19 protein-coding genes and 1 pseudogene are annotated in these 25,141 nt (G+C 73.6%); 6 read left to right on the top strand and 14 right to left on the bottom strand.

Annotated elements, in window-relative coordinates; translation table 11 throughout:
* Window positions 1-36: 36 nt before the first annotated feature.
* The 4 genes from E6U81_RS02565 to E6U81_RS02550 form a co-directional block, all read right to left on the bottom strand.
* Window positions 37-681: a DUF4360 domain-containing protein gene (locus E6U81_RS02565; RefSeq protein ID WP_136228365.1), complete on the bottom strand. Its 645-nt coding sequence runs from the start codon at window positions 679-681 to the stop codon at window positions 37-39.
* A 533-nt stretch (window positions 682-1,214) separates the two neighbouring features.
* Window positions 1,215-1,907 carry a DUF6882 domain-containing protein gene (locus E6U81_RS02560; protein WP_168714528.1) on the bottom strand — a complete coding sequence of 231 codons (693 nt, stop codon included), beginning with the start codon at window positions 1,905-1,907 and terminating at the stop codon, window positions 1,215-1,217.
* Between the two features lie 110 nt (window positions 1,908-2,017).
* Window positions 2,018-2,893 carry a hypothetical protein gene (locus tag E6U81_RS02555; protein WP_136228364.1) on the bottom strand — a complete coding sequence of 292 codons (876 nt, stop codon included), beginning with the start codon at window positions 2,891-2,893 and terminating at the stop codon, window positions 2,018-2,020.
* A gap of 68 nt (window positions 2,894-2,961) precedes the next feature.
* Window positions 2,962-3,369, bottom strand: coding sequence for an SgcJ/EcaC family oxidoreductase (locus E6U81_RS02550; protein ID WP_136228363.1), 408 nt, complete (start codon window positions 3,367-3,369; stop codon window positions 2,962-2,964).
* A gap of 60 nt (window positions 3,370-3,429) precedes the next feature.
* Here E6U81_RS02550 and E6U81_RS02545 point away from each other — a divergent pair, with 60 nt between their 5' ends.
* Window positions 3,430-3,957, top strand: a complete 528-nt coding sequence (locus E6U81_RS02545) for a flavoprotein (protein ID WP_136228362.1) — start codon at window positions 3,430-3,432, stop codon at window positions 3,955-3,957.
* Window positions 3,958-4,035: 78 nt separating this feature from the next.
* Window positions 4,036-5,403 (top strand): pyridoxal-dependent decarboxylase, encoded by a 1,368-nt coding sequence (locus E6U81_RS02540; RefSeq protein ID WP_136228361.1) that lies wholly within the window; start codon window positions 4,036-4,038, stop codon window positions 5,401-5,403.
* Window positions 5,404-5,427: 24 nt separating this feature from the next.
* Here E6U81_RS02540 and E6U81_RS02535 read toward each other — a convergent pair.
* Window positions 5,428-5,937 (bottom strand): annotated as a pseudogene (locus tag E6U81_RS02535) (LysR substrate-binding domain-containing protein); the annotation flags it as partial.
* Between the two features lie 144 nt (window positions 5,938-6,081).
* Window positions 6,082-6,435, bottom strand: a complete 354-nt coding sequence (locus tag E6U81_RS02525; RefSeq protein WP_136228359.1) for a hypothetical protein — start codon at window positions 6,433-6,435, stop codon at window positions 6,082-6,084.
* 215 nt (window positions 6,436-6,650) lie between these two features.
* Between E6U81_RS02525 and E6U81_RS41620 the strand changes: the two genes are divergently transcribed.
* Both E6U81_RS41620 and E6U81_RS02520 read left to right on the top strand, forming a co-directional pair.
* Window positions 6,651-6,776: a hypothetical protein gene (locus tag E6U81_RS41620; RefSeq protein WP_276615788.1), complete on the top strand. Its 126-nt coding sequence runs from the start codon at window positions 6,651-6,653 to the stop codon at window positions 6,774-6,776.
* Window positions 6,769-8,853, top strand: coding sequence for a SpoIIE family protein phosphatase (locus tag E6U81_RS02520; RefSeq protein WP_136228358.1), 2,085 nt, complete (start codon window positions 6,769-6,771; stop codon window positions 8,851-8,853). The genes E6U81_RS41620 and E6U81_RS02520 overlap by 8 nt, the downstream gene beginning before the upstream one ends.
* 32 nt (window positions 8,854-8,885) lie before the next feature.
* On the opposite strand, the gene E6U81_RS02515 is transcribed toward E6U81_RS02520, so the two are convergent.
* The 3 genes from E6U81_RS02515 to E6U81_RS02505 form a co-directional block, all read right to left on the bottom strand.
* Window positions 8,886-9,884, bottom strand: coding sequence for an RNA ligase family protein (locus E6U81_RS02515; RefSeq protein ID WP_168714527.1), 999 nt, complete (start codon window positions 9,882-9,884; stop codon window positions 8,886-8,888).
* A gap of 62 nt (window positions 9,885-9,946) precedes the next feature.
* On the bottom strand, window positions 9,947-12,580 hold the full coding sequence (locus E6U81_RS02510) for a SpoIIE family protein phosphatase (protein WP_346766118.1): 2,634 nt from the start codon (window positions 12,578-12,580) through the stop codon (window positions 9,947-9,949).
* Window positions 12,581-12,766: 186 nt separating this feature from the next.
* Window positions 12,767-14,632 carry a VanW family protein gene (locus E6U81_RS02505; protein ID WP_136228356.1) on the bottom strand — a complete coding sequence of 622 codons (1,866 nt, stop codon included), beginning with the start codon at window positions 14,630-14,632 and terminating at the stop codon, window positions 12,767-12,769.
* A gap of 312 nt (window positions 14,633-14,944) precedes the next feature.
* On the opposite strand from E6U81_RS02505, the gene E6U81_RS02500 reads away from it, so the two are divergent.
* Together E6U81_RS02500 and E6U81_RS02495 are read left to right on the top strand one after the other, a co-directional pair.
* Window positions 14,945-16,801 carry a serine/threonine protein kinase gene (locus E6U81_RS02500; RefSeq protein ID WP_136228355.1) on the top strand — a complete coding sequence of 619 codons (1,857 nt, stop codon included), beginning with the start codon at window positions 14,945-14,947 and terminating at the stop codon, window positions 16,799-16,801.
* Between the two features lie 78 nt (window positions 16,802-16,879).
* Complete coding sequence (locus tag E6U81_RS02495) at window positions 16,880-17,434, top strand: hypothetical protein (protein ID WP_136228354.1); 555 nt, start codon at window positions 16,880-16,882, stop codon at window positions 17,432-17,434.
* 160 nt (window positions 17,435-17,594) lie between these two features.
* Here E6U81_RS02495 and E6U81_RS02490 read toward each other — a convergent pair whose 3' ends face one another.
* From E6U81_RS02490 to E6U81_RS02470, 5 genes are all read right to left on the bottom strand, one after another.
* Window positions 17,595-18,074, bottom strand: a complete 480-nt coding sequence (locus E6U81_RS02490; RefSeq protein ID WP_136228353.1) for a hypothetical protein — start codon at window positions 18,072-18,074, stop codon at window positions 17,595-17,597.
* Window positions 18,075-18,309: 235 nt separating this feature from the next.
* Window positions 18,310-19,632, bottom strand: a complete 1,323-nt coding sequence (locus E6U81_RS02485; protein ID WP_136228352.1) for a M1 family metallopeptidase — start codon at window positions 19,630-19,632, stop codon at window positions 18,310-18,312.
* Window positions 19,633-19,726: 94 nt separating this feature from the next.
* Complete coding sequence (locus E6U81_RS02480; protein ID WP_136228351.1) at window positions 19,727-23,689, bottom strand: Pls/PosA family non-ribosomal peptide synthetase; 3,963 nt, start codon at window positions 23,687-23,689, stop codon at window positions 19,727-19,729.
* A gap of 182 nt (window positions 23,690-23,871) precedes the next feature.
* Window positions 23,872-24,390 carry a DUF6328 family protein gene (locus E6U81_RS02475; RefSeq protein ID WP_136228350.1) on the bottom strand — a complete coding sequence of 173 codons (519 nt, stop codon included), beginning with the start codon at window positions 24,388-24,390 and terminating at the stop codon, window positions 23,872-23,874.
* Window positions 24,391-24,450: 60 nt separating this feature from the next.
* A complete protein-coding gene (locus E6U81_RS02470) occupies window positions 24,451-25,131 on the bottom strand; it encodes an HAD family hydrolase (protein WP_136228349.1) in 681 nt (226 codons plus the stop codon).
* Window positions 25,132-25,141: the final 10 nt, after the last annotated feature.

Genomic DNA, 25,141 nt, shown 5'->3' with positions numbered 1-25,141 from the left:
TGACCGTGATGTGCTGGTTCCGAGGCTCACGCCGTGTCAGACCGTGGGACATTCCTTCCACGCGAAGTGGTAGACCGTGCTGACGCTGCCGTCCGTGGAGTCCATGCTCATGAAGCTCAGGTTCTGCGGGCTCGATGTTCCGGCGTACACACGCAGTTCGCTGTTGACATTGAGGTTGCGCTCCTCGCCGCACGGCGCCCAGACCAGGTCGGCGTACTCCGTCTGGTCGCTCGCCTGCCAGTTGTCGGAGTAGGGGCCGTTGAACTGGTGGGTCCGGCGGGTCGTCTGGGCCATGCCCTGGAAGTAGTAGTTGGCGCGCTCCTGCCCGTAGGCCCCGCGCTGGAGGTGGGCGAAGCCGCGGTAGTCCGCGCGGGCGATGGCGTACGTGAAGCCCTGCGGCACGTGGATCTGGAGGGCGAGCTGGCAGTTCTTGCGGAAGTCGGTCCCGCCGGAGCCGGCGCCGGTCTGCGCGAGGTAGTCGCTGTACGTGACCGTGAACGAGGTGTTGTCGGAGGCGGCGGCGACGCTCGCCGTCCCCTGCGGACATCCCGAACCGTTCACGCCGACCACGTCGACCGTGATTCTCCCGGGCGGATATGTGGCGTTGTGGGCTTGTGCCGGCATCGCCAGGGTCGACAACGCCACCACCGCCGCGCCGACGGTCAGTCTGCGGAGCAACATCCTTGTTTCTCCATTCATCGGGGGTCACCGATCAATTTCGGCATGGACATGCCACCACGGGACCGCCTGTGGCGAAAGGACGGGATATGGACAACCGCCTCCGGGTGGTGCGCCCGCCCGTTTACTGGCCGAATTCCGCTACGGCGACGAAACACCGGTGCCCGGGGCCGTCATGACGAGCTGCCGGTAGGGGGCCCTGCCCACGATGGACCGGAAAGGCCCGTTTCGGTGGGGCCGGCGCCGGCGGCGCCGGCCCCACCAGCACCGGCAGCCCCGGGCGTTCCATGCCCTACGGGCCCGTGTCCGTCGCTCCGGGCTCCGCCGCACCCGGTGGCGCGGCCGGCCCCGCGATGTCGCGACGCAGGTGGGACGGCGCGGCCGTGGGCCGGCCCCCTACGGGCCCATCGCAGCGCCCCGGTACGCAACTTGGCCGGACCGAGCGTGGTCACGGGCCCGGCCGCCGCGCGGTGAGGCACGTGCGCCGGTCGGCGCGGTCCGGAAAGCGGGCACGGGCCCGTCGCGGGGACGGTCGGTCAGACCGCGGTCAGGCGTACGGCGGCGATGCGGCCCGCGTCGTCGAACTCGATCTCCGCCGCGCTGCCGCCGGGAAGCTCGGAACGGATCCGGGGCCCGTCCTCCCGCGCCGGCAGGCCGTGGTACTCCAGATAGCCGGTGACCACCCGCCGGGCCGAGCGGCCGATCAGCCCCGCGCCGGTCACGAGATGGCGCGGCAGTGCCACCGCGTCGAGGCCGGCCCGAGGCACCTGGGCGTCGTCCGGCAGGAAGTAGACCTGGCTGTCCGGCCCCGCCGGGAGGCCGAGGTATCCGGGCGCCTCGGCAACACCCATGCCCGCGAAGGCCAGTGTCTCCGCCGCCCGCCGGGGGTCTTCGAAGCCGGACAGGTCCAGGACCTCCTCGGTGAACTCGGCGATCCCGTGGGCCCGTCCGTAGCGCTCGATCGCGCCGGTCAGGGCCACGACCTGGCTGCCGCGCAGTCCGGGATTGGCCCAGCCCCACATCCAGGACTGCTCCCGCACGTCGTAGGTGCCCAGCACGGCCACCCGGAGCTGCAGATCCCCCTGCCGGTACAGACACGCCTCGAGGTCGGCCGTCCAGGGTCCTTCCGGCATGAACCCGGTCAGGGCCTCCAGTTGCGCGGCGCCCCAGGCCGCGTGGCGTTCGGCCTCCAGCAGGAAGGCGTCACTGAATTCACTCTTCACGATCATGCTCATGACCCTATGTGCCGGCACTGACGCCGCTGCGCGGCGGTGGCGGAGCGCTGCCCACCGGCCCGGTCGAACATGCCGCGGAGGTAGCGCGACGGAAACGCGGCCGGTCAGCGGCGGCGGGCCTTCCTCGCCGCCGCCCGGGCCGCCTTCGCCTCCCGTTCGGCCTCCCGGTGGCGGCGCTCGGCGTTCTCCGCGACAGCCGCGAGGCGCTCGCGCTCGGCCCGGGCGCGCTCCAACCGTTCCTCCAGCCGTCCGATCTCCTCGTCGAGCGCGCCGAGGCCGGTCCGGGCCTGTTCCCGCTCCGTCTCCGCCCGGGCCAGCGCCTGCTCGGCCAGTGCGGCCTCCCTGCTCGTCCGCTCGGCCTCCCCCGCGTCCGGCTCCGGCTCGGACTCCGGCTCGGACTCCGGCTCGGGCTCCGCCTTGGGCTTCCGCCCCGCCTTGGGCTTCCCCTCCGCCTCCGGCTCGTGTTGCGGCGGCCGGGGTTCCACGCCCGGTTCGGGGGCCACTTCGGCGAAGCCCACGGCCTGGGGCGGCGCCTTCGCCAGCACTCCCCGCGCCCAGGCCTCGGCGGCGCCGGGATCGGCGAGCACGCTGCGCAGAATCTGCTCGACCTCCCGCTGGACCCCCGCGGAGAGCTCCTCCCCCGCTTCGCCGGCCAGGCGACGGGCTTCTCCGGCCATCGCCGCGATCACCACGTGCTGCTGGTGGGACAGCTTCCGCAGATCCTCTCCCGAGAGCGTCCGGTGCGCCTCGCGCAGCCCCTGCCCGATCTCCAGCAGGTGCCGGGCCTGGTCCGCGTCGGCGCGGGCGAGCCGGTTCGCGGCCCACACCGCGCGCGTGGGCCTGTGCAGGGCGGCGATGCGCTGCGCCTCGGCCCGCTGCCCCGCCTTGCGCGCGGCGGCCGCGCGGGCGTCCCGGGCTGCCGTGAACTCCTCCGGCCTGAGCCCGTACAGCTCGGCTGCCACCGCGTCGACGTCGACCACAGCACCACTGTCCACCACCAGCGGTTGCAGAGCGACAGGGCGCGTCAGGGAGCGCCCCGCGCGAGGCATCAGGCCGGGTCCTTCACCACCTGGGTGTTCTGGCAGGCGGTCAGCAGCCAGGGCCCGTCGGCCTCCCGCGTCATCACGTACAGCGGGGCGCCCTCACTGCCGTCGGGGGCGTGGTAGACCTGTCGTACCTTCACCGCCGCGACGTCCGGCCGCAGGAACTGCACGTGGGCGACCTCGTAGGTGACTTCCCCGTCCCAGGTCGCCCCGGGCAGTACGGCACGAGTGAATGCGGCTATCTCCCCGAGGCCGATGAGGACCTTGCCGTGCGCCGTGGTCCACAGCGCGTCCGGGTGGAACAACGCCAGGAAGCCCTCGACGTCCTTGGCCCGCTGGGTGCGTTCGACCGCGGCGACGACCTCTTCGATGGCCTTGATGTCAGCGGCCGCGACCGCGAGTTCGGTGTCCATGGGCTCGATCCTGATGCCTCAACCACACTTGAGGTCAAGCGATATGATCATATTGGCCGCATGACCACGAAGACCCTCTACCTGCTCTGCTCCGCCGCCCCACCCGTGTTCGACGTCGCCCATGTCATCGAAGACGCCCAGGCCCGCGGCTGGAACGTGTGCCTCGGGCTCACCCCCACCGCCGCGCACTGGCTCGCGGAGAGCCTCGACGGGCTCGCCGCCCTCACCGGCCATCCCGTGCTCTGGCAGTACCAGCTCCCCGGCGAGCCCGAGCAGTGGCCCGCGCCCGACGCGCTGCTCTGCGCCCCCGCCACCTTCAACACCGTCAATGCCTGGGCCCTCGGGCTCACCGACCGGCTGACCGTCGGCCTCGCCGCCGAAGCCCTCGGCAACGGCACCCCCGTCACCGCGATCTCCTGCACCAACAGCGCCCTCGCCGCGCACCCCCAGTACGAGATCTCCCTCGCCACCCTGCGCAACGCCGGGGTCCAGCTCCTCCTCCACGACAACACCCCCGCCGACGCCCCTGCCCCCTTCCCCTGGGCCACCGCCCTGGGCGCCCTCGACACCACCGCCGCCCAGCACTGACAGCACGGACCAGCCAGGGGGAACGAACGTACGGGCCGCGGCTTGCGCGGTGGCGGCTCCTGTCCCATAGTCCGAGGTATGGACGCGCGGGAGGCCGCGCTCCGGCGGGCGCACGAGCATGCCGTCCGGTGGCTCGCGAGCCTGTCCGACCGGCCCGTTCCGGCACGCGCCACGGTCGAGGAGATCGTGCGCGCGCTCGGTACCGAACTGCCCGATGCCCCCAGCCCTCCGGCCGACGTCGTCGACCTGCTGGCCACTGCCTGCGAACCGGGGCTGACCGCTTTCCCGAGCGGCCGCTTCTACGGGTTCGTGGTCGGCGGTACGGAGCCCGCCGCGCTGGCCGCGGACTGGCTCGTCAGCGCATGGGACCAGAACTCCGTGATGCGGGCCGCCTCACCCGCGTACGCGGCGGCGGAAGAGGTCGCCGGCGCGTGGCTGCTCGATCTGCTCGGTCTGCCCCCCGAGAGCGCCGTCGGCTTCACCACCGGTGCCACGATGGCCAACTTCACCTGCCTCGCCGCCGCACGCGACGAGTTGCTGCGGCGCGTCGGCCGGAACGTCGCCCGCGACGGACTCGTGGGCGGTCCGCCCGTGCGCGTGCTCGCCGGAGAGGGCCGCCACATGGCCGTCGACCTGGGTCTGCGCTACCTGGGGCTCGGCGCCCCCGTCCTGGTGAAGGCGGACGATCAGGGGCGCATGGAGCCGGAGGCCCTGCGGAGCGCCCTGGCGGAGGGCGGGCCGGGCCCGACCATCGTGGTCCTCCAGGCCGGAGACATCCACTCCGGCGCCTTCGACCCCTTCACCGAGACCGTCCGGGCCGCTCGCGAGGCGGACGCGTGGGTGCACGTGGACGGCGCCTTCGGGCTGTGGGCGGCCGCCTCGCCGCGCCTCGCGCACCTGACCGAGGGCTGCGACGCCGCCGACTCCTGGGCGACGGACGCGCACAAGACCCTGAACGTCCCCTACGACTGCGGCATCGCCGTCGTGCGCGACCCGTCCGCGCTGCGCGCCGCGATGGGGCAGCGCGGCGACTACCTCATCCAGCACGAGCACGGGGACCCCGTCGACAAGGTCCCCGAGCTGTCCCGGCGCGGAAGGGCCTTCACGGTCTGGGCGGTGCTCAGGTCCCTGGGCCGCTCGGGGGTGGCCGACCTCGTCGACCGGCTGTGCCGGCACGCCCGGGCGTTCGCCGACGGCATCGCCGCGATCGACGGCGCCCGGGTGCTGAACGAGGTGGTGTTCACGCAGGTGTGCGCCGAGTTCGGCGACGACGAAAGCACCGAACGGGTACTCACCCGGCTGCTCGACGACGGGACCACGTGGATCAGCGGCTCCACCTGGCACGGCCGGCGCGTCATGCGCATCTCGGTGAGCAACTGGTCGACGACCGAGGACGACGTGACGCGCGCGCTGGACTCGATCCGGCGCGCCGCGGCCGGACCCTGACCGGAGCCTGCGACGGCCCGCGGCTCACGGGGCCTTCGCGGTCCGGATGCCGAGAACGTCGAGGAAGGCGGCGGCCGCGGGAGTGGGGGTGGCGCGGCTCCAGACGGCGTACTCCACGCGGGCCGGCACGTCGGTGACCTCGACGGTGGCCACCCCGGCAAGCCGGGGCACGTAGGCGGAGGGGAGCATCGCGATGCCCAGGCCCTGGCCGACGAGCCGGTCGATGAACTCCGCGGTGGTCACCTCGAAGGCGACGTCGCGGTTCAGGCCGGCCGCCGCGAAGGCCTGGTCGGACTGACGCGCCCGGCCGTGCCCGCAGGCAAATCCACGAACACCTCGGCCGACAGTCTGCGCAGGTCCACAGCCCGCTCCCCGGCGAGCGGATGGTCCGGCGCGACCACGGCGACGAGCCGGTCCCGGGCCGGTCCCGTCCCTGACCTGCTCGACGAGGTCGTCGCTGGCCCCGACCCGCAGGGCGACCCGCACGTGCGGATACGCGCGGCGGAATGCACCCAGCGCACCGGGGACGTCGACGGCTGCGACGGTCGCGCGACCAGGTGCTCGGCCCGGTCCCGCTGCTCGGGTTCGCGCTGGCCCTCGCCTCGATCGTGGCGGGACAGCGACCTACGCCCGGCCGCCGCGTCGGCCGGGCGGAGGCCGGCCGACGCATCGCACGCGTCAGTGGACGACGCTGAAGCTCCGCCACGGGCGGGTCCTGGGGGCCGTCACGTTCGAGAGCGTCGTCGCCACGTAGATCTCGTTGTTCGGCTCGTCGGACTGCTTGCAGTCGAAGTTCTGGTAGAGGATCACATCGACGAGGGTGTTGTTCTCGACGTGGGTGGCCCCGTCCGGAATGGCGATCCGGTGGCAGCCCGTGACGAGTGTGTTGTTGTAGCTGATCTCGACCGGCGAGTCGTGGCCGCGGAAGCTGAGCTGGCCGACGGTGGTCCGACCCAGACCCGAGCAAGCGGTGGCGCTGAGCAGCAGCGCTGCGGCCCCCGCGATGATGCCGATGCGTCGCCTGTGGGACATGGTGCGGTCCTCGTCTGTGCGGTGGTGTCGGTCCTTGCCCACAGCGTGGCCCGGCGTGGCCCGGGTGGCTTGCTGTGCTCGGCCGACCGGATGAACGCGGAGGCGGAAGGGCGGCGGCCGGCCGGTCGCACGCACGGTGGACGCCGCATGGTGGAGACCGCCCGAGTGCGGCGGCCGGGGGGCGCCGCCGGTCGCCCGGAGTGAGGATGAAGCTGATGAACGCGATGAAGCGCAGCCGCGGACCGCACCGGGCGAGCGGCCGGCGGGAGCTGCGCCGCGATCCGGGGCCGCCGCGCGGCGAGGCCGGGTCCGCCCGGAAGGAGCGGGTGCGGGATGCATGAGGAGATGCCGCTGGAGGATCTGATCAGCAGCGCCGCCCAGGACGCCGGCGGGTGGCTGGGCGCCCTGCCGGTGGCGCTCATGGCCACTGGCAGTGACGGGACGATCGTGCGCTGGAACCACGGCGCGCAGGAGCTGCTGGGCTACGCCCCGCCCCAGGTGCTCGGACGGCACATCGCGGATCTCCTCCACCCCGGCGCCGACCGCAGCCTGGGCCGGTCCCTGTGGGAGACGGCGGCGACCGGCCGCGGGGTGATGGGCACGGTCACCGCCTGGCACCGCGACGGCCACCCGCTGGAGCTGGAGATCTGGGCCTGCCCCGTGCCCGACCGCCGCCACGGGACCTCGGCCGTGCTGGTGTTCGCCGCCGACGCGCACGCGGCACGCCGGATCCGGGGGGCCTCGGCGGTGTGGGACGGCCTGTTCGCCCGCTCGCCCGTCGGGATCGCCGTCCTCGACACGCAGCTGCGGTTCCTCCAGGTCAACGCGGCGCTGGAGGCGATGAACGGTCTGACGGAGTCGGCCCACGTGGGCCGGCGGCTCGCCGAGGTGCTGCCGGAGGTGAACGCGGGCGAGATGGAAGAGGCCATGCGCCAGGTGCTGGCGACCGGGGAACCCGTCCTCAACCGCCGGCGCAGCGGCCGCACCCCCGCCGACCCGGACCACGACCATGTGTGGGCGTGCTCGTACGTACGGGTGGAGGACCCCGGCGGCCGGCCGATCGGCGTGATCGCCTCCCTGCTCGACATCACCACGCAGCAGCGCGACCACACCGAGGCCGAGGCCGGACGCCGCCGGCTGGCCCTGCTCACCGAGGCCAGTTCCAGGATCGGGGCCAGCCTGGACCTCGAGCGCACCGCGCAGGAGCTGGCCGACCTCGCCGTCCCGCACCTCGCCAGTGCCGTCACCGTCGATGTGCTGGACTCGCTCGCGCAGGGCAACGAGCCGGGCATGGGGCTGACCGGGGGTGTCGCGCTGCGGCGTCTGGGCAAGGCCCCGCTGACCGGCACCGCGGTCACCCAGATCCTCGCTCCGCTGGGCCGGACGCTCACCTTCCCCGCGACGGCCCCGTACACCCAGGCGCTCGCGGCCCGCCAGCCGTTCCTGATGGCCCATCTCGACGCCATGGCCGTGGCATCGGCCAGCCGGCACACCCCCAAGCCCGCGCAGCTGGCCGAGACGGGCGTGCACTCCTTCATGATGGTCCCGCTCATCGCGCGCGGCCTCGTCCTCGGTGTGGCCTCCTTCTACCGCACCCGGCCGTTCGAGCCCTTCGGGTCCGACGACGTCGCCCTCGCCGGCGAGCTCGCCGCGCGGGCCGCCATCAGCATCGACAACGCCCGCCTCTACCACCACGAGCACGAGACCGCCGTCGTGCTGCAGCGCAGCATGCTGCCGCAGCACGTCACGGCGCCGCCGGGCATCGAGATCGCCCACCGCTACCTGCCGGCCAGTGACGTCAACGAGGTCGGCGGGGACTGGTACGACGTCGTCCCCCTCGCCGGAGGCAGGGCCGGCCTGCTCATGGGGGACGTGATGGGGCACGGCATCGCGGCCGCCGCGGTGATGGGGCGCCTCTCCGCGACCGTCCGCGCCCTCGCCCGGCTCGACATGCCGCCGACAGCGCTGCTCCACCAGCTGGAGGCGACGCTCGCCGATCTGGCGGAGCCGATGCTCGCGACGTTCCTGTACGTGGTATGCGACCCGGCCAGCGGCCGGTGCACGATCACCCGGGCGGGACACCCGCCTCCCGCGGTGGCCGAGCCCGACGGGACGGTCTACCTGGTGAAGACCCCGCCCGGGGCGCCGCTGGGCGTCGGCGGGGTCACGTTCACCACCACCGACATCACGCTCCCGAAGGGCAGCCTGCTCGTCCTGTACACGGACGGGCTGATCGAGGCGCGCAACCGTGACATCGACGAGCGCCTGAGCGAGCTCACCGGCCTCCTCACCGAGCCCCTCCAACCGCTCGACCACCTGTGCGATTCACTGATCACCCACCTCGTCCCTGCGTCCGCCGACGACGACATCGCCCTGCTGGCGGCCCGCATCGGCACGAACCACCTGGGCGGCCCCTGAGGCGGCCGCGCGTCCGCCGGGGGCCGCCCCTGTCACGTGTGGCGGTCGGAGGCGTCGAACCGGGCCAGGGTGAGGGCTCCGGCGTGCAGGGAGTCCTCCAGGGCCCGGCGGGTGGCCTCGTCCAGGCCGCCCAGCTCGTGGGCGGCGTCCTCGGTGGCGTCGCGTGCGATCTCGGCGGCCAGCTCTCCGGGCGGGGTACGGGGTCCCAGCTTGCTGACGGCCGACGCGGCGCGGGCCGGGGTGAGCAGGCCGGTTCCGTGGGCGAGCAGCCAGCCGGGGACGCCCGCGGCACCTTCGGGGGGCGCCTGGTAGGGGCGCGCGCCGTCGAAGCGCTCGTCCTCGGCGAAGGCGGGCTGCTTGGACTTCGCCATGGACCGGGCGGGCCCCCGCGACTCCCCCGCGGGTTTGACGACCAGGCCCTCCGCCAGGTTGTCCGGCAGCGCGGGCAGACCGAGCAGGCCGGGCAGCCGGGTCGGGAAGAGCACCGGCAGTTCCTGGAGCCGGGCGAGTGGCCCCTCGGCCAGCAGCGGTGCGCAGTGCAGCCCGGCCGGGGCCGCCGCAGCGCGCAGGGTGCGGTCGGCGGCCCAGCGCGGGCCGTCCTCGTCGGTGACGGCCGCGTCGAAGGGCAGCCAGATCAGGTCGGGGGCGTACCAGACGCCGGTCTGTACGGCCGACGCGCCCGGCACGGCCGGTACGTCGGGGTGGGGGTAGTGGCCGCCGGCCAGTTCGCCGTACAGGGTCACGGGCGCCGTGGGCGCGGCGCCGGTGGCCTCCCGCAGGTTCTGCGCGCAGCGGGTGGCCGCGACCGCCAGCGCGGGCCAGATCCGGCCGACGCCGAAGAAGTCGTCCAGTCCGCCGTCGCCGAGCAGCTCGCGCCGCTTGGCCGGGTGGGCGCCCCCCGCGTCGCACACGATGGCGAGGTTGGCTCCGTGGATCTTCTCGTGGGCCACCCAGGTCCGGCCGCGGGCCTCTCCCAGCCGGGTGTTCGCGGGGATCTTCGGGTACGGGGACCAGGCGGTTTCACGGTGCACCGGGCGATGGTAGCGATCACGGCCGTGCCGGGCAGGTCCTTTTCGCCGCGCCGGGGGCGCCGTCAGAGGGGGTCCACGTCCAGGAAGGCCGTGAGGACGGCCTCGCCGCCGCCGGGGGCGCCCGGCAGGGCCAGTTCCGCCCAGATGACCTTGCCCTCCGGCGTGTAGCGGGTGCCCCAGTGCTCGCTGAGCTGCGCCACCAGGAACAGTCCGCGCCCTCCCTCGTCCGTGGTGGCGGCGTAGCGCAGGTGGGGGGCCGTGCTGCTGCCGTCCCACACCTCGCAGGTGAGGTTGTGGTCGCGCAGGAGCCGTACCCGTACCGGTTCGCTCCCGTGCCGCAGGGCGTTCGTGATCAGCTCGCTGAGGATCAGTTCCGCGGCGAAGCCGAGTTCCGTCAGGTCCCATTCCTCCAGCTTCTTGGCGGCGACGCTGCGCATGGCGCCGACGGCGCTCGGCTCGAAGGGCACGTCCCACTGGGCGACCCGGTCGGGGCCGAGGGTCCGGGTCCGGGCGATGAGCAGGGCCACGTCGTCGGTCGGCCGGGCGGGGAGCATCATGTCGAGCACGGCCCGGCAGCTGTCGTGGGGGTCCCGGTCGGGGTGGCTCAGTGCCGCCCGGAGCAGCTCCAGGCCCTCGCCGATGTCGCGGGTCCGCTCCTCCACCAGGCCGTCGGTGTAGAGGACCAGCTGGCTGCCTTCGGCGAGGTCCAGCTCCGCGGTCTCGAACGGCATGCCGCCCAGGCCCAGCGGGGGTCCGGCGGGCAGCTCGACGATCTGCGTGCTGCCGTCGGGGGCGACCAGGAGCGGAGGCAGATGGCCCGCCCGGGCCATCGTGCAGCGCTGGGACACCGGGTCGTAGACGGCGTACAGGCAGGTGGCGCCGAGTACGCCGCCGTCCGCGTCGTCGGAGTCCCCGTTGTGGTCGTGGTCGATGCGCTGTACGAGGTCGTCCAGGCGGGCGAGGATCTCGTCGGGCGGCAGGTCGAGGGAGGAGAAGTTGTGCACGGCGGTGCGCAGCCGGCCCATGGTGGCCGCGGCGTGCAGGCCGTGGCCCACGACGTCTCCGACGACGAGGGCGACGCGGCTGCCGGGCAGCGGGATGACGTCGAACCAGTCGCCGCCGACCCCCGACTGGGCGGGCAGGTAGAAGTGCGCGACGTCCATGGCGCTCTGTTCGGGCAGGGCGCGCGGCAGCAGGCTGCGCTGGAGCGTCACGGCGAGGGCGTGTTCGCGGGTGTAGCGGCGGGCGTTGTCCATGCTGACGGCCGCGCGGGCGACGAGTTCCTCGGCGAGGGACAGCTCGTCCTCGTCGAAGGGCTCGTGTTTCTGCGACCGCCAGAAGTTGACCACTCCGAGGACGACGCCCCGGGCCATGAGCGGGGCAGCGATGAGCGAGTGGATGCCGTAGTCGACGATGGCGCGGGCGCGCGGCGGGTCCTGGGCCTGCCAGCCGGGCGCCTTGGACAGGTCGGGTACCAGTTCCGCCCGTCCGGTGCCGTAGCCGCGGGCCTGCGGGGTGGACGGCAGGAAGTCGATCAGCCGGCCGACGGGGTAGAGGGGGTGGTCGGAGCGGATGCCGCTGATCGCCGTACGGCGCATGTCGGCGCCCGGGGCGGGCTCGTCGCCGTCGATGACCTGGTCGGCGAGGTCGACGGTGACGAAGTCCGCGAAGCGGGGCACGGCGACGGCGGCGAGCTCCTCTGCCGTGCGGACCACGTCGAGGGTGGTGCCGATGTCACCGCCGGCGTCGTACAGCAGCTTGAGGCGCCTGCGGGCCGTTTCGGCCCGAGTGGTCAGGATCTGCATCTCGGTCGAGTCGCGGATGGTGACCACCGCGCCCTCGGGCCGGCCGCGGGGACGGGTGGGCCGCTGGTTGACGACGAGCAGGCGGTCGCCGGAGCCGATCACCTCGTCGGTGGCCTCGCGGCCGGAGAGCAGCAGGTCCGACATCCGGCGCTCCAGGCCGGGCACGTCCCCGATGGGGCGGCCCTCGGCGCCTTCGGGCAGGCCGAGCAGGCGTTTGGCCTCGTCGTTGGCCAGGACGAGCTGTCCGTCGCCGTCGGTGATCACGACGCCTTCGCGGACGGCGTGGAGCACCGCGTCGTGGTGCTCGTACATGCGGGTCATCTCCTGCGTGCCGAGCCCGTGGGTCTGGCGGCGCAGGCGCCTGCTGATCAGCCAGGTGCCGACGGTGGCCAGGGCCAGGCCCGTGGCGATGGCCAGGAGGATGACCGGGAGCTGGCGGTCGAGGGCGCCGGTGACGTTCTCGACGGTGAGGCCGGCGGACACCAGGGCGACGACCTTGCCGTCGGGGTCCTTGACGGGGACCACCGCCTGGATCTCCTTGCCCAGGGGTCCCTCGACGCTCTCGGTGTGGACTTTGCCCTGCAGCGAGGGCTCGATGGTTCCGACGAACCGTTTGCCGATGCGGTCGGGCTGGGGATGGCTGTAGCGGATGCCGTTGGTGTCCATCACCACGATGAAGTCGACCCCGGCGGCCTTGCGCGTCTGCTCGGCGAGCGGCTGCAGGAGCGTGGAGGGGTCGGAGGTCTTCAGCGCGGGCTGGAGGCCCAGCTGGTGTGCGAAGGTCTCGGCGACGGCCACCGAGCGATTGCGTGCCTCGCGGTCGATGTCGTGGCGCGACTGGAGGACGAGGGCCAGCAGGGCCCCGGCCGCGAGCAGGACCACGATCGCCACCTGGAGGACGAATACCTGGCCGGCGACGCTTCTGAATCGGTTGCCTAGAGGTGACCGCACCGACGTGCCCGGCACGGGTGGCGACGAGGAATGGTCACGAACCCAGTTGTAGCACTTCCCGGCCTCCATGGCGCCCGGCATGCACAAACCGCGCCGGGAGTGTCACGCCTCGTCCCGGTCCGCCGCTCAGGAGGTACGGGGTGCGGCGGCGGCGCTGAGGTGCCCGGAGGAGGTGCCGGCGGGGGCGGGCGCGGCTTCGGCCGTCCGCGCGGTGGCGGGGGCCGCCGGGGCCGCGGGCGTCGTCGGGGCCGGTGTCTTGGCTCCCGCGGGCGCCTCCGGGGTGCAGACGACCTCGTCGCGCGGGGTGTAGTGGGTCTTGAACTCCTCGTTGCGGACGTCCTTGCCGCCCTGGACGAAGACCCTGCCGACGGTCACGTCGAAGCCTTCGAGCGGGGTCTGGACCTCGCAGGCCGGTCCGTTCCCGGTGCGCTTCTCGGGCTGCGTGATGTTGGTGCGCGGCCCCTTGGTCGCGCGTATCTCGTCGTACTTCTTGGTGCCGAGGAGGGTGATGGTCAGCGAGGTGTCGGTGGATTCGGCCTGTATGTAGACCGCATTGCCGGAGTCGTTGATCCAGCGCAGGTCGAGGGTGCCCCACGCGACGGTGGCCTCGCGGCCCTCGGGGTAGCGCTCGATGTAGAAGGAGTGGGCGCCGTGCTCGACGGGCTTGAGGCCCGCGAAGAAGACGGCGTTGTACATGGTCGTGGCGACCGCGGAGACGCCGCCGCCGGGCGACTTCACGTACTGGCCGTCGTTGATCATGATGCCGTCGACGAAGCCGTTCTCCTTGGTGCGCTCACCGACCGTGCGGTTGAAGCTCCACTCCTTGCCCGGCTGCACGAGGGAGCCGTTGATGAGCTCCACGGCCCGGCCGATGTTGGTGCTGCGGTACGGGGCGGCCGGGAACTCGACGGTGAAGGAGGAGATCTTCTCCTTGATGCCGATCCGTCGAGCCTCCTCGCTGCTGAGCTCCGGCTGGACGGCCACGGTGGCGACCTCGCCGCTGCGGGCGGCGCCCGTACGGGTCAGGAGCGGCAGGACGGCCTTGCCCAGCGCATCCTCGGTGACCTTCCGGCCGGTACGGCTCTGCTGGGCCATGACCACGGTGCCGTCCGGGCCCACGCGCGGCGTGGCGTCGAGCGGCGGACGGCTGACTTCCTCGATCGGGCGGGCCACGGCGGGTTCGGCGAGCAGCCCCTTGGAGTCGAGGGCGGGGACCAGGCGGCCCTGGGCGTCGGGCCGCATCTTCAGGTGCTCGCCGAGCACGGCGGGGGTGATCGACATGCTCTTCCCGGCGACGGTGAGTGCGACGGGGCCCGACATCGCGGGCTGGGCGAACTGCTTCAGGGCCCGGCCGGTCTCCTCTGCGCCGACGGCCGGCTCGGTGCGCTCGACCGGAAGCACGACCGGGGCGGTGTCCGTCCGCAGGTAGGCGTCGCGCAGGGTGTCGAGGGCCCGGTCCTCCACGAGGTCGACACCGGCCAGGGGGGTGACGGCCTTCGCCGCGCCCTTCTCGAAGGCTATGGCGCCGTCGCGGGGTGCGCGGGCGGTGGTCTCGGCGATGCGGTCGACGGCGGCGCGGCCCTTCTGCTCGTCCGCGCGGATCACGGGTTCGACGTCGCGCCGGCCGGAGGCGAAGAGGCCGCCGATGACGGTGACGGGGTCGTAGCCCTTGCGTACGGCGCGGTCGACGGTCGCGGCGGTGTCGAGGGACAGCCCGAGAGCGGCGGGATCGGCCTTCTCGACGCGGTCGCCGATCTTCATGGCGACGGGCGCGGCGGCAGTGGGGCCGAGCTCCCGGTCCAGCGTCCGGCGGGCCTGGGCGGCGGTCATGCCGCCGATGTCGACGCCGCGCACGCGCGTGCCCTGGTCGACGTCGCCGCCCGCCACGAGTCCGGTGACGTAGAGCCCGCCCAGCCCGAGGACGACGGCTCCGCCCGCCACCATCGGCAGGGCCGTCCGCCGGTTGCCCGTCCAGCCGCGCACGCGTCCCATGTCACTCCCAGTGGCGCCGACCGTCCCCGGACGACGCGGGCCGCTCGCGCGGCACATAGACGACAGATACCGCGAACCATGATTGCCCCAAAAGGGGCAATTGAGGGATGAATGTAATGGTTCTCACGATCCCGGCACGACCCTGGTACGCCACCGCCGCGGCCCCTCGCATCCGGCGGTCACGTGTACACGCCAAGGCGATCCACATCGGCCTCTCCGGGTCAACTCGCCTCTCCACCAGACGCGTTGCCCCAGTCGGATCATCCGGATAGATTTCTGAAAAATGTTTCTGGTTCGAGCGGGGCAGGCGACGTGTTTGAGCTGACGGGGAGCGGAGCCGAGCCGCTGGAGGCGGAGGATCCGCGCCGGATCGGGCCGATCCCGCTCGCGGGCCGGCTCGGGGCCGGCGGCATGGGGCGGGTGTACCTGGGCGTCCGGGAGGGCCGGTACGTCGCCGTCAAGCAGCTGCTGGCCTCCGTCGTCGGCGAGGACGAGGACTTCCTGCGCCGCTTCGGGCACGAGCTGGACAATCTCGCCCGGCTGCCCGCCGGCGCCACCGCACCGCTGCTCGGCGGGGACCGCACGGCGCGGCCGCCGTGGTTCGCCACCGCGTACGTCCCCGGGATCACCCTGCGGGAGGCCCTCACGCTGCACGGCGGACCGCTGCCCGCGGACGCGCTGTGGCTGCTGCTCCGGGAGGCGGCGGCGAGCCTGGCGTCGGTGCACGCGCTGGACATGGTCCACCGCGACCTCAAGCCCTCCAACGTCATGCTGACCCTGGACGGGCTGACCCTCATCGACTTCGGTGTCGCCCGGGCCGCCGAACAGAGCCGGCTGACCAGGACCGGCATGGTCGTGGGCACCCCCGCCTACATGGCGCCCGAGCAGGCCTCTGGAAAGAGGAGGCTGAGCGGCGCCACCGACGTGTTCGCACTGGGTTCGGTGCTCGCGTACGCGGCGTGCGGCCGGCCGCCCTTCGGGGACGAGTCGGGGCACGGCGTGCTGTACCGCATCGTCCACGAGGAACCCGACCTGGAGCCCCTGCGGGAACTGGAGCCCGAGCTCGCCGAGCTCGTCGAGGCCTGCCTCGCCAAGGATCCGGACGACCGCCCCACGGCGGCGGACCTCCTCGCACGCGCCTCCCGGCAGGGCCCGTTCACACAGCCGCTGTGGCCGGTGGCGATCGACGGGCGCCTCACCGAGCGGGCCGCCTTCGCCGCGAACGTGCAGGGCCTCGACGTACCGACGCTCCCCCTCGCGGGCGGGAAGCCGGACCCGGCGGAAGCGGCGGAGCCCGCGACTCCCGGGCCGGAGGCCACGCCCCCCGCCGGGCCGGGCCCGGAGGGACCAGAGCGGCGCGAGCGGCGCCGCCGTACCCGCGTCCTCCTCGCCGTCCTTCCCGTCGTCGTGGTCTCGGGCGGTACGACACTCGCCATCCAGTACTTACCGCACATGTCCGCACCGCGGGCAGAGGCGCGGAACACCCCGGCGGCACCCGTGACGGCCCCGGCCGGCACGGGTGCGGCGGCCGGCGGCAGCCCCTCCGGTACGGCCCCGCCCGCGCAGCCGCCGACCCAGGACCCGGGGCAGGCACAGGGCGCCACGGGCGGAGCCCCGGTCACCGCGGCCGGCGGAACCGGCCCCGGCGCCGGCCCGGAGGCGGTGCCCGGTGGCGGCGCCCAGCCCGGCCCGGGCGGCTCCGGAAGCTCGGCGAACGCGGGCGGCAACGGCGGCGGGTCCCGCCCGTCCGCCGGGGGAACCTCCACGGCGCCCACCGCGGCCCCCGCGCAGCCTCCCTCGCTCCCCGACTCCGGGACCTACCGCTACCGCAACGGCAACAACGGCAAGTGCATCACCCAGGTCTTCGGGGCCTCGGACTTCGGCGACTGCGGCAACGGGTCCGCCCGCTGGACCGTGCAGAGCCGGTCGGACGGAAGCTTCAAGCTGGTCAACCAGCAGAGCGGAAGCTGCCTCTACTCCAACGGGCTCGGCCAGGCCGTCTTCGTCGGCGACTGCGCCCAGGACATCGGCCGCGTGTGGCGCACGGGTTCGGGCGGCAGCCTCCGCAGCGACCTCGGCGGCGGGTGCCTCGACCTCGGCATGAGCAGCGGCCTCGTGACCAGGACGTGCGGCGGGGAGGCGTCCCAGCGCTGGACGAAGCAGAGCTAGCCACGGCGCTGGGCCGGCTCTTGCGGATCGGGGGTGCGGCGACGCGCCCATGGCCGGTGCTTCCTCAAGATCGGCGGGATGGCAGACTGGCCGGCCGTGCAGCCCACCGAGAGGACGGACACCATCGTGCGACGGAAACGGGGGCGCACCGTCCTGGGCTCCCTGGCCATGGCGGCCGTGCTGACGGCGACGGCCACGGCGTGCGGGGGCCCGTTCCAGGACCTCGGACCGCTGCCCCCGCGCTTCTCGGGCCCGCCGCTGCCCGCGGACGCGGTGGTGTCGGAGATGACGTCGGTCCTGGCGGCGGAGGGCATCACAGTGGGCCGGCAGCCTTCGGAGGTCCTGGGCCGGTGCACCGAACGGCTGATGGGCCGCCACGCGCCCGGGACGGTCGACTCCGCCCTGAAGGCGGCCGTCGAGCGGGCCCGTTCCGAGCACGGCTGGCAGGCCGGCCCCGAACTGGGCAGCGGAACGCTGACTCTGACGAAGGGCAACTGGACCGCCCTGACGGCCCTCCCGTCGCCGGATCCCGGGCGGGGGATCGAGTCCGTGGTGATCGTGTCCCTGACCTGCGTGAACGGAGGCAGCCCCACCGCGACCACGCCGTCCGCCCCCGCGCCGACGCCTTCCTGAACCCCCGCGCCGCGGGCGCGCCGCGCACCGGGCGGTGCTCGACGGGGTACGGCCGAGGAGTGGCTGGAGCGCCTGGGCAGGGCGCTGGAAGCGGTGCTGGGCCGCTGAACGGCGCGTGCCGGAGCGGTGGTTCCGCTCCGGCACGCGCCCGGGCCCGGGATCAGAAGGCCCGCAGGAGGTACTTCGTGCGGAAGCCGCCGCTGGTCGAGCAGTCGAGGGTGCTCTGCGTGCTCGTGTAGGTGAAGCCGGAGGGGACGGTGCACGCCCACAGTCCGGTTTTCGGGGTGCGCAGTAAGTACTTGGTGCGGAAGCCGCCGCCGGTCGAGCAGTCGAGGGTGTTCTGGGTGGAGGAGTAGGTGAACCCGTCGCCCACGGTGCAGGCCCACAGCCCGTCGGCGGGAGGCTGGACGAAGTAGTAGGTGCGGAAGCCGCTGTCCCCGCAGTTGAGGGTCTGCTGGGTGGAGGTGAAGGTGTAGCCGGGCGGGACCGTACAGGCCCAGAAGCCCGCGGCTGCGCCCGCCGCGTCCCGGTCCCCGGGAACGGGTGAGGCGGACGCGGTGGCGGGAACGAGGGCGGTGGCCAGCATGACGGCCGCACTGCCGGCACCGAGCAGCAGCGTACGCAGTTTCGATCGGATCACGGGATGCACTCCTGGCTCGTTGTTCGCGGGTCGAAGCCGTGCAGCGGGAGGCGCCGGGATCTGATCCTTCCCCGGGGCCCCCGCGGGGCGCGCGCTGGAATGCTGGCAGCCGCATAGGCCGCGGGCAAGGGCGGCCCGGCCCCTCCCCACCCACTTCCGGCCGCCTCGGGCAAGGCCCTGACCTGCGTGATCGCCGAGGAGGGGTGGACCGGTACGGCCGCAACCCGTCCGGAAACTACACGGGGAGCGGCGGCAGGGACGCCTCGTACAGCCAGGCCGAGTACAGGTCGTCCAGCGGATCGGCCGCGTAGCGGGCGGCGTGGGCGGTGAAGGAGGCGGTGCTGACGACGCCGTGGCGGTGCACGGTGGCCCAGTCGCGCAGCATGCGGAAGAAGGCCTCCTCACCCAGGGCGCGGCGGATCGCGTGGACGGCGAGACCGCCGCGCTGGTACAGGCGGTCGTCGAACATCAGCTTCCGGCCGGGGTCGACCAGGCGCAGGTCCTGCGGCCGTGAGGTCAGCGACCGGTGCGCGGCGGCCGCCTGCTCGTGAGCGGTGCGGCCGCCGGAGCGCTCCGACCAGAGCCATTCGGCGTACTTCGCGAAGCCCTCGTTGAGCCAGATGTGGCGCCAGTCGGCGATGGTCACGCTGTTGCCGAACCACTGGTGCGCGAGCTCGTGGGCGATGAGGCGCTCCGACCCGCGTACGCCGTCCACGTGGTTGGCCCCGAAGAGGGAGAGACCCTGGGCCTCCACCGGTACGTCCAGCTCCTCGTCGGCGACGACCACCGCGTACTCGCCGAAGGGGTAGGGGCCGAAGAGCTCCTCGAACAGCTGCATCATGGCGGGCTGCCGGGCGAAATCCCGGGCGAACCGCGGCAGCAGGTGGGCGGGCACGTGGGCGCTCTGGGTCACCCCGCCGAGGCCGGGGTCGCCCAGGAGCACCGTCTGGTACATGCCGATGCACAGGCCGACCAGATAGCTGGAGGTCGGCGCGGGCTGCTCGTACACCCAGGTGGTGGTGCTGGCTCTGGTCGTACGGGTGAGCAGCCGGCCGCCGGCCACGACGGTGTAGGCGGACGGCGTGTTGACGGAGATCTGGTACGAGGCCTTGTCGGCCGGGCGGTCGTTGCACGGGTACCAGGAGGGGGCGCCGACCGGCTGGCTGGCCACGAGCGCGCCGTCGGTCAGCTCCTCCCAGCCGAGGCCGCCCCAGGGGCTGCGCACCGGCTTGGGGTTTCCCGACCAGTGCACGTCGACGGTGAAGGCGGCTCCGGCGGGCAGCGGCTTGGCCGGCCGGATGCGCAGCCTGCCGCCGCGGTGGGTGTACTGCGGCGCCCGCCCGTTGACCAGGACGCGGCCTATCTTGAAATCGGCCAGGTTCAGGTGGAACTCGGTGAGCGGCGCCCGTCCGGCGATCGCGCTGAGGCGGCCGGTTCCGGCCAGCCGGTTGGGTCCGGGACGGTAGTCCAGGGTGATCTCGTACCGGTGCACGCGGTAACGGGAGTCTCCGTTGGCCGGAAAGTACGGATCCGATACCGCTGAGGTCTGGCCGCTCACTGCCGCTTCCGCTCCCTGCGCCGTGCTCGTACGACGTGCTGGTGTGCCCTGCCGTGCCTGCTGCCGCTTCCGCCCCGGCCCGCGCCACCGCCCCTCAGGACCGCCACGCCTCGATCGGGTTGCCCAGCCAGCGGGTGTCGGCGGGGACGGACTCCCCTGCCATCACGAGGGAGGCGGGGCCCAGGGTGCTGCGCGCCCCGACCGTGCTGCCGGGCAGGACGATTCCGCCCGGGCCCAGGGTGGCGCCCTCACGGAGGATCACAGTATCCGTCCTCAAGATCCGGTCGTGGAAGAGGTGTGTCTGCAACACACAGCCGCGGTTCACGCTGACGCCGTCGCCCAGCGTGACCAGGTCGGTCTCGGGCAGCCAGTAGCTCTCGCACCACACGCCGCGGCCGATCCGGGCGCCGAGCCCGCGCAGCCACAGGGCCATCAGCGGGGTCCCGGGCACCGATCCGGCCAGCCAGGGCACGGCCAGCACCTCGACGAAGGTGTCGGCGAGCTCGTTGCGCCAGACGAAGCCGCTCCACAGCGGGTGCTCGCCGGGCCGGTGCCGTCCCACCAGGAGCCACTTCGCGGTGACCGCCGCGCCGCACGCGGCGGCTCCGGCGGCCAGCAGGACGGCCCCGGACAGCAGCGCGGCGCCCCAGAGGCCCAGGCCGCTCCACGCGGTCAGCGCGCAGAGGGCCGCCACGGCCAGTACGGCCAGGGCCGCCGAGCAGAAGACGGGGACCAGGCGGCACAGCTCCACCAGGCCGCGCGCCCACAGCAGGTGCGCGGGCGGGTCGTAGGTCCGGCTCCGGTCGGCGGCGGCCGCGGACCGGGGCAGCTTGACCGGTGGCAGGCCCAGGTACGAGCTGCCCTTCTTGGCCTTCTTGGGCGCGGCGGACAGGACGCCGACCAGGCCGTCGTCGGGCACGGTGCGCCCGGGAGCGGCCATGCCCGAATTGCCGAGGAAGGCCCGGCGGCCGATCGCGGAGTGCCCGATCCGCACCCAGCCGCCGCCCAGCTCGAAGGGGGCGGTGAGGGTGTCGTCGGCCAGGAAGGCGCCTTCGCCCACGGTGGTCAGGCTCGGCAGCGCCAGCACGGTGGACACCTCCGCGCCGCGGCCGATCTTCATGCCGAGCAGGCGCAGCCAGACCGGGGTGATCAGCCCGGCGTAGAGCGGGAAGAGGGTCTCCCTGGCCAGGTCCATCAGCTGGGTGACCGTCCAGGCCTGCCAGCCGATCCGGCTGTGCGTGGGGTGGTTGCCGGCGCGCAGGCCGAGGCTGAGCAGGCGTACGGCGACCAGCAGGAGCAGCGCGTAGGCGAGGCCGAAGGCGAGTGCCGCGGGCACCACGGCGACCAGCGCTCCGCGCAGGGCCTGGTCGAGCCCGGCGTCCGCGGGTACGAACCGGCTCAGCACGAGCAGGGCGGGCACGGTGGCGAGGAGGGGCAGCGCCGTGAGGCAGAAGCCTGTGGTCCCGTACATGGCCCGCCAGTGGACGGCGCGCGGCGGGCGTTCTGCGGGCCAGTTGCGTTTGGCCCTGCCGAGTTTGACGGCGGGCGCGCCGGCCCAGCGCTGGCCGGTCGGGACGGTCCCGACGACGGCGGAGCCGGGGGCGACCTCGGCCCGCTTGCCGATGCGGGCGCCGGGGAAGAGCATGCTGCGGGTGCCGACCACCGCTCCCGCGCCGACCCTGACGGGGCCGATCTCGAGCTGGTCCCCGTCCAGCCAGTGCCCGGAGAGGTCGACCTCGGACTCGATGGCGCAGCCGCGGCCGAGCTTGAGCATGCCGGTGACGGGGGGCAGCGCGTGCAGGTCGACCTCGGGGCCGACCTTGGCGCCGAGGGCGCGGGCGTAGCGTTCGAGCCAGGAGCCGGTCAGGGAGGTCGCGCCCGCGTATTCGGCCAGCCGCTCGGCGGTCCAGAGCCTGAGGTGCACGCTGCCGCCGCGCGGGTGCCGTCCGGCCTTGACCCCGCGCAGGAGCAGGCGGGCGCCGCCGGCGGCGATGGCGAGGCGGCCCGGGGGGCTGTAGAGCAGGACGGCGCCGGCGGCGACGAGCCACCAGGAGGCGGTCGGCGCCCACGGGTAGGGCCCGAACCAGCGCAGTACGTTGCCCAGGGCCAGCAGTGCGACCGTCCAGCGCAGGCCCAGCACGGTGAGCAGCGGGAGCAGCAGGAGCGACTGGACGGCCTGGGAGCGCAACGGCACCGGTGCGACGGAGCGTGCCGCGCCCTGGTCGGCCACGGATTTCTCCAGGCGGCGGGCCAGCTTGCGCAGGGTGGGCTGCTGGTAGATGTCGAGCACGGCCGCGCTCGGGTAGCGGGTGCGCAGCCGGGTGGTGAGCTGGGCGACGGCGAGGCTGTTGCCGCCGATCGCGAAGAAGTCGTCGCAGGCGCCGGTCACGGCAGCCCCGAGGGTCTCGCGCCACTGCTCGGCGAGCCAGGCCTCGGTGCCGTGGAGCTCTTCGGCGGGTTCGGCGCTCTCCAGGTCGGGCAGGGGCCAGGGCAGCGCGTCGCGGTCCACCTTGCCGGAGGTGCGGGTGGGCAGTTCGGTGACGGGGGCGAGGAGGGGTACGAGGGCCGCGGGCAGCTCGGCGCGCAGGCGTTCGACGGCGGCCGCCCGGTCCCAGCCGTCCTGGGTGACGAGGTAGCCGACGAGGAGTTGGTTGCCGCTGCGCGCGGTGCGGACGGCGGCTGCGGCGCCGGCCACGTGCGGCAGGGCCTGGAGGGCGGCGTCGACCTCGCCGAGTTCGATGCGGCGGCCGCCGAGTTTGATCTGCTCGTCGGCGCGGCCGAGGAAGACGAGTCCTTCCGGTTCCGCGCGGACGAGGTCGCCGCTGCGATAGGCGCGCTGCCAGCCGAGGGACGGAAGGGGGGCGTACTTCTCGGCGTCCTTGTCGGGGTCGAGGTAGCGGGCCAGGCCGACCCCGCCGATGACGAGTTCGCCGCTGCCGCCCGCGGGCACCGGGTCGCCGAACGCGTCGACGACGGCGAGTTCCCAGCCGTTCAGCGGGAGGCCGATGCGGATGGGTTCCTCGCCGGTCAGGAGTGCGGCGCAGGCGACGACGGTGGCTTCGGTGGGGCCGTAGGTGTTCCAGACTTCGCGGCCCTCGGTGACCAGGCGCTGGGCCAGTTCGGGCGGGCAGGCCTCGCCGCCGAAGATGAGCAGCCGGACCTCGCCGAGGGCCTCGGGCTCCCAGAGGGCGGCCAGGGTCGGCACCGTGGAGACCACGGTGATCTCCTGTTCCACCAGCCAGGGGCCGAGGTCGGCGCCGCTGCGGACCTGGCTGCGCGGGACGGGTACGAGGCAGGCGCCGTAGCGCCAGGCCAGCCACATCTCCTCGCAGGAGGCGTCGAAGGCGACGGACAGTCCGGCCATGACCCGGTCGCCGGGGCCGATCGGTTCCTCGGCGAGGAAAAGCGCGGCCTCGGCGTCGACGAAGGCGGCGGCGCTGCGGTGGGTGACGGCGACGCCCTTGGGTCTGCCGGTGGAGCCGGAGGTGAAGATGATCCACGCGTCTTGCTCGGGGCCGGGGCGCGCGGAGCGGTCGCCGGGGGCGGTGGGGCCGCCGACACCGCCGGTGCGGGTGGTCTCGACGATGTCGATGCGCGGTCCGGCGCCCACGACGGCCCGTACCCCGGCCTCGCCGAAGACCAGGTCGGCCCGTTCGTCCGGGTCCTCGGCGTCGACGGGCACATAGGCGGCGCCCGCGGCGAGGACGGCGAGGATCGCCACGTACAGCTCGTTGGTTCCGGACGGGACACGGACGCCGACCCGGTCCCCCGCCCCGACTCCGGCGGCGGCGAGGGCGCGGCGGCCGCGGTCGACCTCGGCGGCCAGGGCGCGGTAGCTGAGGCGGGTGGCGCCGTCGTCGAGGGCGGGTTCGTCGGGGTACGCCCGTACGGAGGCCTCGAAGACGTCGACGAGGGTGCGGGGCGGGGCGGCGGGCCCGGCGCGGAACCGGGCGGACTTGCCGGGCTCCTCGTGCGGTCCCGTACACCCGTCCGGGGTGTCGTGGGGGCCGCGGTCGTCGAGGAGAGCGAGTTCAGTGCGTTCGGGTGTGGCTGGCATCGGCCCTCGCGTGTCGTTCCGGCAATTGGTCCGGTTCATCGGCGGAGACCTGATTCACCCTGTTTGTTCCGGTCTGTCGCCGAACAACCCACCAGCCTAGTGCGCGGTCAAGGATTTTCTCGTTGAAGCTTCGGGTGTGGCCGGTTAGCGATGGCCGGCCGGGCGCTCGGGACCGGGAGCCTTCACTTCTCGACCGTGTAGCGGACCCGTGCCCACAGCGGCAGGCCGAACCAGCACAGGAGGTACCAGGCCATGACTCCGGCCACCAGCCACGGCACGACGGCGTCGTGGGTGGCCACCCGCAGGACGAGGAACAGCGCCGCCGTGCACGTGGCCAGCAGCAGGACGAGACCGACGAAGGTGAGGCGCGAGGCCCAGGCCACGGCCTCGGGCTTGATCCGGCGGCCCGAGACGACGCGGTGGAAGGCCACGGGGCCGATGAGTGCGCCGGTCGCCAGGGCGCCGAGGACGATGGTGACGATGTAGATCGTCTTGTCGGTCTGCGGCAGCTCGTGGAAGAGGGGGGTGAAGACGACGGTCAGGAGGAAACCGAAGAGGATCTGTACGCCCGTCTGGGCGACGCGTATCTCCTGGATCAGCTCCTGCCACTGCCGGTCGGCCCGCTCCTTCTCACTCTCGCCGCGCTTTTCGTCCCGCTCTGCGTCCCGCTCTTCGTCGCGTCGATCGGTTGCGTCGGACATGCCCTCTCCCAGGGTTGGTTGTTCGGCGGGCCGGGTGCCCCTTGCGCACGTGCAGGAGTACTACGTCCCAGCGTCCCCGGACACGTCGGCGAAGGGGCTGCCGTCGAGGCCGGCCAGGAGGTCGGCCGGGTGCCGGTAGACGGCGCGGGCCCCTGCTTCCTCGAGGTCCCCCCGGGGGATCCCGCCGCTGAGCAGTCCCACGCCGACGACGCCGGCCCGCGTGGCGGCCGTCATGTCCCACACGGTGTCGCCGACGAATACCGCGTCGGACGCGGCCGCGCCGGCGAGTCCGAGTGCGTGGACCACCGGGTCGGGGGCCGGTTTGCCCTCGCTGACGTCGTCCGCGCTCGCGGTCGCACCGATGGCGTCGTCGGCGCCGATGGCGCCCCTGAGCGCGGTGAGCTCGGCGGCGCTCGCGGACGTCACGAGGACGACCCGCCAGCCCCTGCGGTCCAGCTCGCGCAGCAGCTCGGCGGCGCGGTCCAGGCCGGGCAGCCGGTCGAAGTAGGTGGCGTACAGCGTGTCGTGCGCCGTGGTGAGCCGCTCGTCCCCGCTCGCGTCGTGGTCGTCCCCGAGGAGGTGGCCGAGCAGGTCCTCGCCCGGCAGGCCGATGGCGCGGTGGATGTCGTGCATCGCCACGGCGTGGCCTGCCTGTCGGAACGCCTCCCACCAGCACGTTACGTGCAGGTGGTTGGTGTCGGTGAGGGTCCCGTCGACGTCGAACAGGGCAGCGCGGTTCATCTTCGGCCTC

This window comes from Streptomyces sp. A0592 (genome assembly GCF_004795115.1).
Classification (GTDB): domain Bacteria; phylum Actinomycetota; class Actinomycetes; order Streptomycetales; family Streptomycetaceae; genus Streptomyces; species Streptomyces erythrochromogenes.
The sequence above is the reverse complement of the archived record's forward strand: the minus strand, read 5'-3'. Positions and strand labels throughout refer to the sequence as shown.

Bases quoted from the DNA above. Each gene is read 5' to 3' on its own strand.
- E6U81_RS02565 (WP_136228365.1), bottom strand. From the start codon at position 681: ATGTTGCTCCGCAGACTGACCGTCGGCGCGGCGGTGGTGGCGTTGTCG.
- E6U81_RS02560 (WP_168714528.1), bottom strand. From the start codon at position 1,907: ATGATCGTGAAGAGTGAATTCAGTGACGCCTTCCTGCTGGAGGCCGAA.
- E6U81_RS02550 (WP_136228363.1), bottom strand. From the start codon at position 3,369: ATGGACACCGAACTCGCGGTCGCGGCCGCTGACATCAAGGCCATCGAA.
- E6U81_RS02545 (WP_136228362.1), top strand. From the start codon at position 3,430: ATGACCACGAAGACCCTCTACCTGCTCTGCTCCGCCGCCCCACCCGTG.
- E6U81_RS02540 (WP_136228361.1), top strand. From the start codon at position 4,036: ATGGACGCGCGGGAGGCCGCGCTCCGGCGGGCGCACGAGCATGCCGTC.
- E6U81_RS02525 (WP_136228359.1), bottom strand. From the start codon at position 6,435: ATGTCCCACAGGCGACGCATCGGCATCATCGCGGGGGCCGCAGCGCTG.
- E6U81_RS41620 (WP_276615788.1), top strand. From the start codon at position 6,651: ATGAACGCGATGAAGCGCAGCCGCGGACCGCACCGGGCGAGCGGCCGG.
- E6U81_RS02520 (WP_136228358.1), top strand. From the start codon at position 6,769: ATGCATGAGGAGATGCCGCTGGAGGATCTGATCAGCAGCGCCGCCCAG.
- E6U81_RS02505 (WP_136228356.1), bottom strand. From the start codon at position 14,632: ATGGGACGCGTGCGCGGCTGGACGGGCAACCGGCGGACGGCCCTGCCG.
- E6U81_RS02495 (WP_136228354.1), top strand. From the start codon at position 16,880: ATGGCAGACTGGCCGGCCGTGCAGCCCACCGAGAGGACGGACACCATC.
- E6U81_RS02480 (WP_136228351.1), bottom strand. From the start codon at position 23,689: ATGCCAGCCACACCCGAACGCACTGAACTCGCTCTCCTCGACGACCGC.
- E6U81_RS02475 (WP_136228350.1), bottom strand. From the start codon at position 24,390: ATGTCCGACGCAACCGATCGACGCGACGAAGAGCGGGACGCAGAGCGG.
- E6U81_RS02470 (WP_136228349.1), bottom strand. From the start codon at position 25,131: ATGAACCGCGCTGCCCTGTTCGACGTCGACGGGACCCTCACCGACACC.